12 protein-coding genes and 1 tRNA gene are annotated in these 14,980 nt (G+C 64.3%); 4 read left to right on the forward strand and 9 right to left on the reverse strand.

The features are described from left to right. Positions 1–39: 39 nt before the first annotated feature. Positions 40–1,041, forward strand: coding sequence for an alpha/beta hydrolase (locus AC1DSD_RS06660; RefSeq protein ID WP_478029157.1), 1,002 nt, complete (start codon positions 40–42; stop codon positions 1,039–1,041). A gap of 116 nt (positions 1,042–1,157) precedes the next feature. On the opposite strand, the gene AC1DSD_RS06665 is transcribed toward AC1DSD_RS06660, so the two are convergent. Then, the gene (locus tag AC1DSD_RS06665; RefSeq protein WP_478029158.1) at positions 1,158–2,354 is read right to left on the reverse strand and encodes an acetyl-CoA C-acyltransferase; all 1,197 of its coding nucleotides are present in this window, start codon (positions 2,352–2,354) and stop codon (positions 1,158–1,160) included. A 105-nt stretch (positions 2,355–2,459) separates the two neighbouring features. On the opposite strand from AC1DSD_RS06665, the gene AC1DSD_RS06670 reads away from it, so the two are divergent. Then, a complete protein-coding gene (locus AC1DSD_RS06670) occupies positions 2,460–3,332 on the forward strand; it encodes an HpcH/HpaI aldolase/citrate lyase family protein (protein ID WP_478029159.1) in 873 nt (290 codons plus the stop codon). A 44-nt stretch (positions 3,333–3,376) separates the two neighbouring features. Continuing rightward, complete coding sequence (locus AC1DSD_RS06675; RefSeq protein ID WP_478029160.1) at positions 3,377–4,408, forward strand: serine hydrolase domain-containing protein; 1,032 nt, start codon at positions 3,377–3,379, stop codon at positions 4,406–4,408. Here the strand turns inward: AC1DSD_RS06675 and AC1DSD_RS06680 are convergent. The 4 genes from AC1DSD_RS06680 to AC1DSD_RS06695 all read right to left on the reverse strand — a co-directional run bounded on the left by AC1DSD_RS06680 (position 4,405) and on the right by AC1DSD_RS06695 (position 9,443). Beyond that, on the reverse strand, positions 4,405–6,453 hold the full coding sequence (locus tag AC1DSD_RS06680; RefSeq protein WP_478029161.1) for a S9 family peptidase: 2,049 nt from the start codon (positions 6,451–6,453) through the stop codon (positions 4,405–4,407). The genes AC1DSD_RS06675 and AC1DSD_RS06680 overlap by 4 nt on opposite strands. 258 nt (positions 6,454–6,711) lie before the next feature. After that, entirely contained in the window at positions 6,712–7,176 is a 465-nt protein-coding gene (locus AC1DSD_RS06685; RefSeq protein WP_478029162.1) for a DUF2497 domain-containing protein, read from the reverse strand. Positions 7,177–7,222: 46 nt separating this feature from the next. Beyond that, entirely contained in the window at positions 7,223–8,728 is a 1,506-nt protein-coding gene (locus AC1DSD_RS06690) for a TolC family outer membrane protein (RefSeq protein WP_478029163.1), read from the reverse strand. A 34-nt stretch (positions 8,729–8,762) separates the two neighbouring features. After that, entirely contained in the window at positions 8,763–9,443 is a 681-nt protein-coding gene (locus AC1DSD_RS06695; RefSeq protein ID WP_478029164.1) for a protein-L-isoaspartate O-methyltransferase family protein, read from the reverse strand. A 182-nt stretch (positions 9,444–9,625) separates the two neighbouring features. Between AC1DSD_RS06695 and AC1DSD_RS06700 the strand changes: the two genes are divergently transcribed. Next, positions 9,626–9,699: transfer RNA gene (locus AC1DSD_RS06700), tRNA-Cys, on the forward strand. Positions 9,700–9,724: 25 nt separating this feature from the next. Here the strand turns inward: AC1DSD_RS06700 and AC1DSD_RS06705 are convergent. From AC1DSD_RS06705 to AC1DSD_RS06720, 4 genes are all read right to left on the reverse strand, one after another. Then, positions 9,725–10,615 (reverse strand): aldo/keto reductase, encoded by an 891-nt coding sequence (locus AC1DSD_RS06705; protein WP_478029165.1) that lies wholly within the window; start codon positions 10,613–10,615, stop codon positions 9,725–9,727. Between the two features lie 39 nt (positions 10,616–10,654). Next, entirely contained in the window at positions 10,655–11,041 is a 387-nt protein-coding gene (locus AC1DSD_RS06710; RefSeq protein ID WP_478029166.1) for a response regulator, read from the reverse strand. Between the two features lie 66 nt (positions 11,042–11,107). Then, entirely contained in the window at positions 11,108–13,537 is a 2,430-nt protein-coding gene (locus AC1DSD_RS06715; RefSeq protein ID WP_478029167.1) for an ATP-binding protein, read from the reverse strand. A gap of 47 nt (positions 13,538–13,584) precedes the next feature. Further along, positions 13,585–14,790: an EAL domain-containing protein gene (locus AC1DSD_RS06720; protein ID WP_478029168.1), complete on the reverse strand. Its 1,206-nt coding sequence runs from the start codon at positions 14,788–14,790 to the stop codon at positions 13,585–13,587. Positions 14,791–14,980: the final 190 nt, after the last annotated feature.

Raw genomic sequence — 14,980 nt, forward strand, 5'->3', positions numbered from 1 at the left:
CAGGATGCTGGGCCGATCAATTTTCGAGCAAGGAATGCGATGGTGCGACGTCTCGGATCGTCGATTCTCTGTGCGCTAACCCTGACCAGCCTCGCTTATAGCGCGCAGAGTATATCGCAGTCGGACAAACAGCCCGCCCCCGCCAAGAGCGCGCCGCCGGTGCGCACCATCGGAGTCTGGCAACCCGCGGCAGGGCAAACCCAGTTGCCAATCTGGCCCGGCAGCCCACCCGATGGCACGCTCAGGCCACAGCCGCCCGAAAGCGTGAATACCTACAAGGAACCGCCCGAATTCGGCGGCAAGTCCGAAGCGGTGCTCGACATCGCGATCCCGACGATGACGATCATCCCGCCCAAAGGACGCAGCAACGGCACCGCCGTCATCGTCTTCCCCGGCGGCGGGTTTCAGATGGTGTTCGTCACGCTCGAGGGCACCGAGATCTGCGACTGGCTGGTCACCAAAGGCATCACCTGCATCGTCTCGAAATATCGCGCGCCCGGTGGCAATGAATATTGGGACGACGGGCTTCAGCGTCACATCACGCCCAAGATCATGCGCGCGCTACAGGACGCACAGCGGACGATCCGGCTGGTTCGCTCCAAGGCGAAAGAGTTGAACATCGACCCCAACAAGATCGGCGTGATGGGCTTTTCGGCGGGCGGCTATCTGGTCGCGCAGACCAGCAATATTCTGACGCCCGCGTACAAGCCGGTCGATGCGATCGATCGCATCAGCAGCCGGCCCGACTTCGCCGTCGCACTCTATCCCGGCCATATCTGCCGCGACGGCAAGTTCGACCGCACGCTGCCGACCATCAAGAATGCGCCACCGACCTTTATCGCCCAGGCCTGGAACGACCCGATCGACCCGATCTGCAACAGCTTGATGTACGCCGCCGCGCTCGACAAAGCCGGCGTGTCGACCGAAATGCACCTGTTCGCCAAAGGCGGACACGCTTTCGGACTGCGTAAGAAGAATGAGCCAGTCGGCGTCTGGCCGCAACTAGTCGAACGCTGGATGACGCAGATCGGGATGCTCTAGGCGAGCATCCAACCCGTACTTTCACCCCGGCCTTGTGCCGGGGTCTACCGTCCCCCAAGCTGACGCGCCAGCGGCTCCGTGGATGCCGGCACAAGGCCGGCATGACGGAGGTAGCTTCACGGAATCTCGAACAGCCCCGCCGCGCCCATGCCGCCGGCGGTGCACATCGACACGACGACATATTTCACGCCGCGCTTACGCCCCTCGATCAGGGCATGGCCGGTCAGGCGCGACCCCGTCATCCCGAACGGATGCCCGACCGCGATGGCGCCGCCATTGACGTTGAGCTTGTCGGGATCGATCCCCAGCGTGTCGCGGCAATAGAGGCATTGCGACGCGAACGCCTCGTTGATCTCCCACAGGCCGATATCCTCGATCCTGAGCCCCGCGCGCTTCAACAGCTTGGGGATTGCGAAGACGGGGCCGATGCCCATTTCGTCGGGCTCGCACCCCGCGACCTGGAAGCCGCGATAGATGCCGAGAATGTCCTTGCCTTCGGCCTCGGCCGCCTGGCGCTCCATCAGGATCTGCGCCGCCGCGCCATCCGAGAGCTGCGAGGCATTGCCGGCAGTAATGTACTTGCCTTCCTTGATCACCATGCCGTCCTTGAACACGGTGCGCAGGCCCGACAGGATTTCCGCCGTCGTGCCGCCGCGAATGCCCTCGTCCTGCGTCACCGTGACCTGTTCGGTGCCGGTCTGGTTGCCTTCCTTGTCGAAGGTGGCCTTTTCGACCGTGATCGGCACGATCTCTTCGGCGAACGCGCCTTTCTGCAGGCCATCATAGGCACGCTGCTGGCTCATCGCGCCGAACTCGTCCTGCGCCTGGCGAGAGATGCCATAACGTTCGGCAACGACCTCGGCGGTCTCGATCATCGGCATATAAGCGTAGGGCTTCTTCGCGATCACCGATTGGTTCTGATACGGCTTGCCGGCCTGTTTGGCGGTCAAGGTGATCGATTCCATCCCGCCGGCAAGCGCGACATCGAGTTCGTCGCACATGATCCCACGCGCGGCGAGGGCGATCGCGGTCAGGCCCGATCCGCATTTGCGATCGAGCGTGAAGGCGGGAATGCTGGTCGGCAGGCCGGCGGCGAAGACCGTGTTGCGCGCGACGTTATAGCCCTGCGTCCCCCATTCGTTGCCAGCGCCGTAAAATACGTCATCGATCCGCGCCGGGTCGATCCCGGCACGCTCGACCACGGCGTTCATCACGTGCGCGCCGATCACCGGCGCCTCGGTGATGTTGAAATAGCCACGATTGGCCTTGCCGATGCCGGTGCGGGCGGTGGAGACGATGACGGCTTCGCGCATGGGCTACCCTCTCATTTATCGAATATCGGGTATGGCGCTTAATCTCGCCGCGCGCGAAAAGCGAGAGGGCTGGCGCACGCCCCTCACCTGCGCCAGAACGCCGCCATGAATATTATCCCGCTTGCCGCACGCTCCTTGCTGTTCGCCCCGGGCGATTCGCCCCGCAAGCTTGAGAAAGCCGGTCTGAGCGCCGCCGACCTGGTGATTATCGACCTGGAGGACGCGGTCGCCGAAAGCGCCAAGCCCGATGCGCGCAAGGCAGTCGCCAGCCACCTCAAGACGACGCATCGCCGCCAACCGCATTGGGTACGGATCAATCCGCTCGATACGCCCCACGCGCTGCCCGACCTCGCAGCGATCGTGCCGGCGCGTCCCGACGGCATCATGCTGCCCAAGGCGACTCGTGCCGACGCCGAACGGCTCAACCATTATCTGACCGCGCTCGAGGCCGCCGCGGGCCTTCCGATCGGTGCGATCCCGGTGTTCGTGCTGGCGACTGAGACCGCGGCGGGCGTGTTCGACGTGGGCAATTATGCCGGCTGCCCGCGCCTCGTCGCCCTGAGCTGGGGCGCGGAGGACAGCGCCACGGCGCTCGGCGCGACCAGTAACCGCGATGACAACGGCGAGTACGACTTCCCTTATCAGCTATTCCGCGCGCTCTGCCTGACCGGCGCCGCTGCCGCCTCGGTCAGCGCGGTCGAAACGATCCACGGCGATTTCCGCGATTCCGATGGTCTGGAGAAAATGGCCCGCCGAGCGCGCCGTGCGGGCTTTCGCGGGATGCTGGCGATCCACCCCGACCAAATCCCGGTAATCAACGCCGCCTTCACGCCGTCGCCCGAAGAGATCGTGCATGCGGAGAAAGTTCTCGCCGCATTCGACTCCAATCCAGGCGCCGGCACGGTGGGTCTCGACGGCGCCATGCTCGACATGCCGCATCTCAAGCGGGCGCAGGCGTTGCTGGCGATGAAGCGATAAAGCTGGTTACGAACGGAATGACGGCAAGAGCCCGGATCGCCCTCATGGTGGCGCTCGCCGTTCTTCCGGGAGCAGCAAGCTCGGCGCCGGTCGCCGCCCTGCCCGACCGCGCGCTGGATGCGGTGCTGGCCAGTTTCGACAAGGACGAACATCCCGATTTGAAAGGCGTCGTCGTCATGCGCGACGGACACATCGTCGCCGAGCGCTATTTCAACGGCGATACCGCCGAAACCCTGCACGACATCCGCTCGGCCGGAAAAAGCATCACATCACTGCTGATGGGCATTGCGATCGATCGGAGAAAGATCGCCGGCATCGACGATCCCGTCGCACGTTATTGGCCTCAGGCAAAGGGCAGCGCGATCGGCGATGTGCCGCTGCGTGACGTGCTGACGATGCGATCGGGACTTGCCGCCTTCGACGAGGATCCCGCCTCGCCCGGCAATGAGGACAAAATGGACGAGGCGGCCGACCCGCTCGCCTTCGTCCTGTCGGTGCCTCGGGCCGACCAGCCGGGTACGCGGTATCGCTATAATTCCGTCACCGCTTATGTCGCGGGCCTCGTGGTGGCGAAAGCGACCGGCGGGACACTGGCGGACTTTGCGCGCGCCAACCTGTTCGGTCCTCTCGGCATCACGCGCTGGCAATGGCGCGCCGACGCGGCGGGCTATACCAAGGGCCAGGGAAACTTGTCGCTGACCACGCGCAGCCTCGCGGCGATCGGCGAGATGGTGCGCGAGGGTGGACGCTATCGGGGGCGCCGCGTCGTCAGTGCCAATTGGCTGCGGCAAGCGCTGGCGCCGAAGGTCGCCATCGCCGCCAGCCACCCGTTCGCCGACGGCTATGGCTATTTCTGGTACGCAAAGACCCAACAGGTCGCCGGCACCGCGATCCCGGTGTCGTTCGCATCGGGCAATGGCGGCAACAAGATCTATGTCGTGCCGAGCCGCCATCTGGTGGTGGCGATCACGTCGAGTGCTTACGGGCGCGGCTATGGCCAGCGGCGATCGGAGACGATCCTCAAGACCATTCTAGCGCAGGAATCGCCGACGCGTGCCGACGATCGAAAGCGCTAGTTCGCGCCCTTCCCCGTCCACTTGCCCATCCAGCCAAGCACCTCGCGATACCATTGGCGACTTTCCTTGGGATTGAGCACCCAGTGGCTGCCGCCCGGGAAGACGATCAGGCGCGACGGGATGTCGCGGCGCTGGAGCGCGGTGAAGGCGGCGATACCCTGGGTATAGGGAATGCGGTAGTCGCCCTCGCTGGTGATCACGAGTTGCGGCGTCTTCCACTTGTCGACCAGGTTGACCGGGTTCCACTTCTCGAACGCGGCCGGATCCTCGTAATAAGGATGCCCGCCATGCTCCCATTCGTCGAACCATAGCTCCTCGGTTTCATACGCCATGGCGCGGGCGTCGAACACGCCGTCATGCTGGACGATGCACTTGAAGCGATCCGGCCAATTGCCCTCGATCCAGTTCATCATATAGCCGCCATAGGACGCGCCAAGCGCACAAGCATTGTTGCCGTCGAGCCAGGTGAACTTGGTCGTCGCAGCGTCGAGGCCTTTCTTCAGGTCCTCGAGCGGCCAGCCACCCCAATTGTTGCGGATCGCGTCGCTGAAGCCCTGGCCGTACCCGGTCGACCCATGGAAATCGACCGCGACCAGGCCATAACCCGCGCCGGCGAACAAAGCGGGGTTCCAGCGGTAGGACCAGCTGTTGTTGCTCGATCCCTGCGGCCCACCATGCACCATGAAGGCAACCGGCGCCTTGGCGCCCGTAGCGAGCCCGGCTGGCTTGACCGCATAGCCCCACACCTTGTCGTTATTGGCGCCGGTGAAGCTGAAGCGCGTGACCGTCGGCATGTCGATCCCGGCGAACTTGTCGGCATTGACGCTGGTCAGCCGGGCGCTCTTCTTGCCCGCCAGCCAGTAGAAATCGTCGGGCGCGGTCAGCGAGTTCATCGCATAGACCAAGCCCTTGGCGGTCGGCACCACCGCGGAGACCGACCCTTCCTGGGTCAGCCGAGTCGGCTTGCCCGACTTGAGGTCGACCGCGAAGATCGGCACTTCCTGCGTATCCTCGGCAGTGACGTAGACCGTCTTGCTGTCCTCGCTCCACGCGATCGAGCCGACCGAGCGGTCCCAGCTTTCGGTCAGCGCGCGCACCTGCCCGCTTGCCAGATCGCGAACCATCAGCACCTGACGGTCGGCTTCGTAGCCCGGACGCTTCATCGCGAACCAGGCGAGATATTTGCCGTCGGGCGACGCGGTGGGCAAATTGTCCATGCCGTCATTGGCGTCGGTCAGATTGATCGGCGCGGCGGATCCGTCCGCAGGCGCGGCGAAGATGTCGAGATTGGTCGATAGCGGTTCGGTCCGCCCTGCCTCGCGCAGCGCGAAGAACACCGTCTTGCCGTCCGCCGACCACGATACTTCCTCGCCACCACCGAACGGCTTCGAGGGAGAATCGCCGACCAGCCCGCCTTCGATCGCCTTGCCGTAACCGCTCGCCTTGCCGTTCGCCATCGGCAGCACGAACAGCTGCGACCGTGTCCCGTCGGACCAGCTCGCCCAATGGCGGATGAACATCTGATCGAAGGTGCGGCCATTGCCGGCATCGTCGCGCTTCTTGACCATCGCCGGCTCACTCGACGGCGCGCCGGGCAGGCGATCGGCCCAGATCAGCATCTTGTCTTCGGTCGGCGCGACCTTGAACCCGCCGATCCCGCCTTTGAGGTCAGTGACCTGGGTCGGGGCGCCGCCGGTGACAGCGATCGCCCAGACATTGTCCTCGCCGCCCTTGTCCGACTGGAACCAGATGGTCTTGCCGTCATGAGAGAATTGCGGGCTGGTCTCGTTGACCGCCCATTCGCCGATCAGCTTTTCTGGTTTGGCGCCTTTGGCCGTCAGGTCGAGCCGCCAAAGATCGTAGCGCCCCTTGTCGCCCGCCAGATCGGTCTCACGCTGTTGCCAGACCAGCCAATGACCGTCGGGCGACACGGCCGGCGACGAGACGCGGCTGAACATCGTCACATCCTCGATGGTCAGTTGGCGCGCGGTAGCAGGAAAGGCGAACGAAACGAGCGCGACGCTCGCGAGGAGGAGCTTCTTCATGCAGCGAGATAGAGCAGATGGGGGGTGCGCGAGCAACTGTCCGTCGCGGTGAATACTCGTTTCATCGGCGGATCGTGACTACACCCTCTCCGTCATCCCCGCGCAAGCGGGAACCCCATCTCCCGCAGGGATCAACGCATCGCGCCGGCTCGGGTGTGGATGGTACAAGAGATGGGTTCCCGCTTTCGGCGGGAATGGCGGCTTATTTTTCACGGGCAATCCGTTATCGGCGGCGCCGTTCGCGCAACCGAGAACCCCTCAGCGCTGGCCGGTGATCCGCGCGATTTCCTTGGCGACCATCGCTTCGACCAGGTCGGGCAGGTTCGTATCAAGCCAGTCGCGCAGCATCGGCTTCAGCATCTCGCGGACCAGCCCTTCCAGCGTGTCGCTTCCCGCGACTTCGGGCTTGATGACGAGCCGCGACAGGCTGGCGAGCCTCGCGCGGCTGGCTTCCGCGGCCTCATCGGAGATGATCTTTTCGGCGGGCGTGGCCGGCGCAGGTCCCGCGGCAGCGGGCGCCGCCATCGACGGTGCTTCCGAATCGGGCATGGCTTCGCTCAATTCGAGCACGTCGTCCTCTTCGGCGACCTGGGCCGGAGTCGGCTGCGACGTCGGGCGACGGCGCGCGCGCGATACCCCGCCGGTCTCGACATCCTCGGCGATGATCCGTTTGATCGAGGACAGGATGTCCTCCATCGACGGTTCGGCGCTTACATCCCCCATAGGCGGCCTGCTTCCTGACGACGCACGAACCCGCGCAAATCGCGAGTTATTTGGTCTCGTTTGCGGGACGATCGGGGGCCGTGTCAACCGGGGCGTTCAACTGAGGGTCGAGCGGACGCTTCTGCGACGAGTCCTGCGGGGGCGTATCGCGCGTGCTGGTACCGGTCGGTTTGTAGGCCGGATCCACATCCCAATCGCTCCACTTGCCCTTGACGCGGTTGTAATTGGTCAACGGATCGTAGAGCGCGCCGCCCTCAAGTCCGAGGTCGCGGGCCTCGGCCTGCCCCATCGCCGCGAGCAGCGCGAAACCGGCGACATAAGCGTCGCGCTGCGCGGTCACCAAGGTCACCTGGCTGTTGAGCAATTCCTGCTCGGCGTTGAGGATGTCGAGAATCGTGCGGTTGCCGACGCTATTCTCGGCGCGCACGCCCTCGAGGCTCAGTTTGTTGGCCTCGACCGCGCGCTGCGACGAGGCGATCACCTCGAGCGAGGACTTCCAGATGGCATAAGCCGAGCGCGTCTGCGCGATCACGCCGCGTTCGGTATCCGTCGTCAGTTCGAGCGCCTGGGCGCGGCGTGCCTGCGCCTGGCGCACCTGCGCCGACGGGCCGCCGCCCTGATAGAGCGGGACCGAGAATTGCAGACCGACGGTGCCGGCCGACCCGGTCTGGCCCGGCTTGGGGCTGGTACCGGTGCCGTAGGAACCGAGATAGTTGAAGTAATTGCCGCCGACGACGCCGCTCAATGTCGGCAGCCGCGCGCCCTTGGCCGCATCGATGTCGAAACGCGTCGCGTCGCTGTTCCGCTGCGCCGCGAGCAGCACCGGGTTGTTCTTGAGCGCAACGTCGACCGCGTCGTCGGGCGCATTGGGCAGGTTCGGCAAAGCGGGCGGATCTTCCAACTGCCCCGGAGGCGAACCGACCACCCGGATGTAGCTTTCCTTGCTCGAGATGAGCTGCGCCTGGGCCTGTTCGAGCTGGCCGCGCGCGACCGACAGACGCGCGTCGGACTGCGCGACGTCGGTGCGCGTCAGGTCGCCGACCTGGAAACGATCCTTGGCGGCCTGGAGATTGACCTCCAGCACCTTAACGTTTTCCTTGTTCAGCCCGACGATCGCCTCGTCGCGGATCACGTCCATATAGGCACCGACCACACCAACGAAGGTATCCGATTCGGTGCCGCGCAATTGCATCCGGCTCGCATCGACCCGCGTTTCGGCGCCCTTGATCGAGTTGCGGACGCGACCGCCGCTATACACCGGAACCGCGAGTTGCGCGCTCGCCTGAAGCTGGCGGTCAGGCGACAGCAAGCTGTTCTGGCTGCTGTTGAGTGCGTTCTCGGTATAATTGCCGGTGACGCCGACATTGGGACGACCCTGCGCCTTGGCGATCGGAACGTTCTCGTCGGACGCGCGGACATTGGCGCGCTCGGCGGCCAATCCCGGATTGGTGTTGTACGCTTTGACGAGCGCGTCGCGCAGTGTGTCGGCCGCAGCCGGCACGGCCGCGACGGCGACCATGGCGACACCAGCGAGTAGGACGGAAACGCGCATCAAATCCCCATTTCTTTTAAAACGCCCATTGCTTTCAAAAGACGAAGCTCCGCGGCGCCGAGAAACCTGGCAGCGCGACGCAATCCACGTCGGCGAAAGCGCGCAGCCCGAACGCACCCTTGATCGTGCGCCCCGACGCGAGGCGCGATACGCCACGTTCGCGCAGCCCCGTCACGACACGCCCTCCAGAAGCAATTTGGCCGACCAGCGATTCGGACAGCGCTTCGACGCAGCCATCGACGACCAGCACGTCGTAAGGCGCGCCCGCTTGATGGCCCTGATCGAGCGGTCCCTCCACCAGCTCGACATTGCCGTAACCCACCAGCGCCGCGCTGGCGTGCGCGGCAAGGTCGGTATCGCTTTCGACCGCGACGACCGAGCGAACCAAACCGGACAGCACCGCCGCTGTATAGCCGCCGGCGGCGCCGATCAGCAGTACCTTGTCGGTCGGCTCCAGATAGGCCTCGGTCAATAGCTTGCCGGTCGCGATCGGCAGGTTGAGATAGCGGCCATTGCCGATCGCCACGGCGGTGTCGCGATAAGCCAGGCGACGCGCGCCTTCGGGAACGAACTGCTCGCGTGGGACCCTGGCCATTGCGGTCACCACCCGCGGGTCGTTGACCGCGTTGGTGCGCAGCTGGCTCTGCACCATGGCATGGCGCATCGCCTCGAAGTTGATGTCGTCGCCGATCGTTTCTGGCGCCAAGTTGTTCATAGCCCGCCCAATCGCATAACTGTTTTACGTATGCAACACACTTCGTGCCGCTCGGCTGCTATATGGTGCGCCGCGCCGCACGCCAACCCGCAATAGCGCATTAAATTATAGGCATCATATAAAGCCGCTGTTGACTTGGGGCTGTCCGATGCGCAAAGCCCCGCGCCTTACCACGCCTACGAGGCCCGTTGGCGGAGTGGTTACGCACCGGACTGCAAATCCGTTTACGCCGGTTCGATTCCGGCACGGGCCTCCATCGTCGCGCCTTTGCGGCCGCGCGGTCAGGGTAGTTTTTTCCCCATCGATGCCTGCAGGACGGCGTACCATTCGGCGCGCGTCCATTCGACCTTGAAGGCATCGCGCGCCTCGCGAATTCGCTCGACGCGCTGACTGCCGACGATCGGGATGACCCGCGCCGGATGCGCCATCAGCCACGCATAGGTCGCCGCCGCTGCGGAGACACCGTAGTGAGCGCCCTTCCCCGCCAGCAGCGCGGCAACCGGCCCATCCTGGCCCAGCCGCCCTCCGCCCAGCGGCGACCAGGCAAGGACGGCGTGATCGCGTGCCATCGCCAGGTCGAGCGTGCCGTCCCACAGGGGATCGGTGTGGAGCGGCGAGAATTCGGGCTGCGTGCTTGCCAACGGAACCGTGAGGAAGCTTTCCAACGCCGCGACCTGCGCCGGCGTGAAGTTGGACACACCGATCGCGCGCGTCTTCCCGCTGGCGATCATCTTCTCGAGCGTCGCCGCGAGCTCCTGCGGATGTGCGAGCAAATCGGGACGATGGACCTGCCAGAGATCGACCTGTTCGACGCCCAGACGTCGTAGCGACGCATCGAGCGCGCGATCGAGATAGCCGGGGCTCGAATCGTACGGCACGCCAGGGATGATCCCTCCCTTGGTCGCCACCACCATATGCGCGCGCAATTCGGGCGCCTCGCCCAACACGCGGCCGAGCGCCGCTTCGGCATCGCCAAATCCGTCGGCGCCGTTGAAGCCATAGATATCGGCTGTATCGAACAACGTGATCCCGCTGTCGAGCGCCGCCTCGATCAGCGCCCGGGCGCCGATGACGTCGGCGCCACGCAGCCGCCACATGCCCCAGGCAATGGGTGAGACAAGGATGCCACTTTTACCAAGCGGGCGTGATTCAACGGAAAGATGTTCGATCATGGCAGCGCTCTTGCCACGGCTATGGGCCAGCTGAAATGGCTAAAGGATCACGTCGCCTTCGCCGCCGGCGAGAATGCGCCCCATCGCCTCGAACAGAGCGTCCATCGCCACCGGCTTGAACAATACCTCGTTGGCGCCCGCTGCGATGCAGCGTTCGCGAAGGTCGATCGCGGTATCGGCGGTGACCACGATGATCGGCAGCTTGGCCTTGGCATCGGGACGTGCGCGAATGCGCCGAATCGCGGTGATGCCGTCCATCCCCGGCATGCGCAGGTCGACCAACGCCATGTCGAAATCGCGCTCTTCGATCAGTTTGAGACCGATCTCGGCGCTTTCCGCCTCGGTCATTGCCGCCCCGGCCACGTCGAGCATGTCGGCGACGACCCGCCGATTCATCGGATCGTCCTCGATGAAAAGCACATTCATCGCAGCGACCCCATCCGGACCGTCGGGCAAAGCATATCAGATAGCATGGTTGGTCCCCCTATCCGCCTATGCAGCCCGACTATCAACATCTTCATTTTGCGCTACCGAAACGATCGTCTGGACCAGTGTCGCCCCGGCAATCGGCTTGGCAATCAGTTGATCTACGCCCGCCGCGGTTAACCGGGTGCGGTCAGCCGCATCCGGGTTTGTCCATAGCAACGACACCGGCGCGCCGGCGAGGCGCCCGATCGCGGCGTCCACGTCCCCGTCCATGGCAATCGTCGCTTCATCGGTGACGATCCGCTGGACGCCGCCCGCTGCGATCATCTCCGCCGCTTCGTCGATCGAGCCGGCCGCGATCAGCGTCGGGAAACGCGGCGCGAACAAGGTCTTCAGCATCGCGCGGCTGATTGGGTTCTTGTCGACGATGAGCAGTGCCTTGCCATGCTCGTGCTCGACCGCCGCGGCTTGATCCTCCTCGACGCGAACCAGCGGGACGGCCAGGGTAAAGGTCGATCCCTCACCCGGAACACTCGCCACCGTGACGTCGCCGCCCATCGCCCGTGCGATGTTGCGGCAGATCGCCAAGCCCAGACCGGTGCCGCCGAACTGACGCGTGGTGCCGGCGTCAGCCTGACGGAACGACTCGAAGATGAGTTCGAGCTTGTCCGGCGGGATGCCAATCCCAGTATCGTGGATTTCGATGGTCACGAGTTCGTCGCCGGCCCCCTGAATCACCCCCGACCGGACGTGAATATGTCCATTCTGGGTGAATTTCAGTGCATTGGAAAGTAGGTTGAATACAATTTGTCGCAAACGCGCCGGATCGCTTTCGATCAGTGGTGGTGCCTCGCTGACGTCGAGTTCGAATTCGACACCCTTCGCGGCGGCCTGATCCTGCCACATGCGAGACACGTCGCGCAGCATCGCCGCCAGATCGACGGGTGCGCGTTCGATCGTCAGATTGCCCGTCTCCATCTTGGCGACGTCGAGAATGTCGTCGACCAGTGCGCGCATCGACACTCCGGCACCGTGCACCACGCCGATCCGGTCGCGCATCGCGGGATCGAGCCGTCGGTCGGCCAGCATCACCTGAGTCATCCCCAAAATGCCATTGAGCGGGGTGCGAATCTCATGACTGGTGGTGGCCAGGAATTCGGTCTTGGCGGCCAGCGCCTTGCCCAAGGCCGCATTGCTCGCTTCGAGATCGATGTTCGCCGCGCGAACCTCGTTCCGACTGCGACGGATCGTGACGAGGCCAAAGCCGAGCATCCCAACGATCACCACCGCGGTCACGCCCGATCCGATGAAAATCCAGAATTGTGTATTGGCCCGCGCCTTTTCGTATTCCGCGCGCCGGTTGGCTTCGTCACGCTGCAGCTTGGCGATCTTGAGGCTTTGATTGGCCGAATCGAATCGCGCCGCCATCAGCGCCGTTGAGTGCGACGACACCAGCTTGGCATTATCGTCGTCGAGCTTCTTCAACGCCACCAGGTGGATCAGCGCGTGCTGCGAATCGCCCAAGCGCTCGTAGATCGCAAACGCGGTTTTATGCGCGCGCCACCAGACCATGGTCGGGTTGCCGATATCAACCCCGGCAAAGGCACGCTCGATCATCGTTCGCGCCTGATCGACTTTGCCGCGTTGCAGCGCTGCTTGCGCCGCCACCGCCCAGAATTGTGCGGCGGACCCGTCGCTATCGCCCTTGCGCAACAACTGAAATCCCTGGGCGATCGTGCGATCGGCGGCATCCAGGTCGCCGGCGAGCAATTCGTTGCGCGCCGCGTTGCGGAGGATCTGTGCTTCGAGCACCGGGCTGTCCATCGTCTCGGCAAGCTTGTAGGCGGCGCGGAAATCGCGTTCGGCATCGGGATAGCGCGCCAATTCCATCAACGCGTCGGCGCGATTGTTGTAGATCGATACCAGCAGTTGCGGATCGCCCTGATAGATATCGAGCGCCTGCCCGTAATATTTGAGCGCCGTATTATAGTCGTTCGCCTCCTGATAGAGCGCGGCGATGCTCAGCAGTGCGATCGATTGGCTGCGCGTGTCGTCGATCGTGCGATAGATCAGGAACGCCGATTGATAGTCAGCCAACGCCGTGGCCACGCTAGCCGACGCGGCGTGATAGCCTGCGCGCGACCGCAACACGTCGCCCTTGAGCTTGCTGGCCTTCGCGTCCTTGAGCGCGGCGAACGCGGCGTCGAGCAACGGCCCCGCCGTGACGATATCATTCAGGCGAAGGTGCGCCTCGCCTTCCAGCCATTGCGCGGTTGCGATATCGATCACACGATCCTGCCCGGTGAGCCGTTCGGCTATCGCCCGCGCTTGCTTGGCTTTGGCGATGGTCTTCGCCGGATCGGTGAGCATCGTCGCCTTGGCGTCGCCGATAGCGCTGTCGAATTGTGCGGCCGGATCTCCTTGCGCGAACGCGGAGACGGGCATCGCCAGAAAGGCGACGATGACCAACAAAAGTGCGGCAAACCGACGAGTCATGACGCGGCAGTAATGACCTCCGCAGCGTTAAAACGGCTTTAAGCGCGTCACGCCAGGCGGCGGAACGCGGTCGCGCGGAAACTGGCGCGCGCCGAATCGACCAAGGCGGCATCCTTATGGTCCCGCAGGAACTGGCGGAACGCCTCGATCTCGATGGGACGGCTGATCAGATAGCCCTGGATGATGTCGCATCCCATCACGCTGAGCAGCGCCAACGCTGCCGGCGTCTCGACCCCCTCAGCAGTCACCTCCATCTCCAGCGCGTGCGCGAGGTCGATGGTCGACCGAACGATCAGCGGGTCGCGGTTGCTGCTGGTCAGCTGGAGGACAAACATTTTATCGATCTTGAGCTCTCGCGCCGGAAGCTGCTTGAGATAGGCGAGGCTCGACAGGCCGGCGCCGTAATCGTCGATCGCGATCGCAATGCCGTGGTCGGCAAAGATATTCAAATTGGCGATCGCGCTGACCGGGTCGCGAATCACCGAGGTCTCGGTGATCTCGAAGCCGAGCGGGACGCCCCCCTTGCTGACCATCTCGCACGCGCGTTTCACGAACGAGGCATTGCTCAGCAATTGGCCGGAGATGTTGACGAAAATCGTGATCTCCTGCCCATCGGCCCGGAGATAATGCTGGTCGGTGATGACCTGTTCGATCGTCCACAGCGTCAGCCGGTCGATGTCGCGCGACGTTTCGGCCAGAGGGATGAAGTCGCTCGGCAGGATCAATCCGCGCGTGGGGTGACGCCAGCGCACCAACGCCTCCGCGCTCGCAATCTCCTGGCGGCGGACATGCACCTTGGGTTGATATTGCAGGAACAGCTCGCCGCGATCGATCGCGCCCTTCAGCTCGCGCTTCAGCGTGATTTTGTCGACCATCGGATCGACCAGCGACAAATCGCGCAATACTAACTGGCTCTCATTACGCGACTGGACCAGCGCGTCCTCGGCCTCCTCCGCCAGACGGACATCGTCCAGCGTCCCTGGCGGCCCGGCGGCGATACCGATCGCGAGATCGATGTGATGCCGTTCGCCGTCCAGGTCGAACGGGTCCGCCAGCGCCGCGGTGAGGCTGTCCGAGAATTGCTGAAGTTCGGCCGCGTCGGCAACGCAGGTTTCCACTTCGACCGTCCAGCGGCCGATCACCGTCGCCACGACGCCGGGCATCGCGCCCGCGATTCGGTCGGCGATGTCGAAAGCGATGTCGTTCGACCGCGCGACGCCAAGGTGCCGGCGCAGGAATGCCTGATTGGTCATTTGCGCAAGCGCTTGAACGGCCCAGGGTTTCGTGGGGGAAACCTGCGCGAACGGCGTCGCGGCGCCGCGCATACGGCTCCGCGATGTCGACGAAAGGCCGGTTTGGCCAACCGGTTCTTCGACCGGGCTGATCGGGGTGTGGTCGCGCGCCATCATCGCCCTGCTACCCCAAGGGCCTGAAAGAACTCTT

The sequence above is a fragment of the Sphingomonas sp. P4_D12 genome, assembly GCF_056401895.1.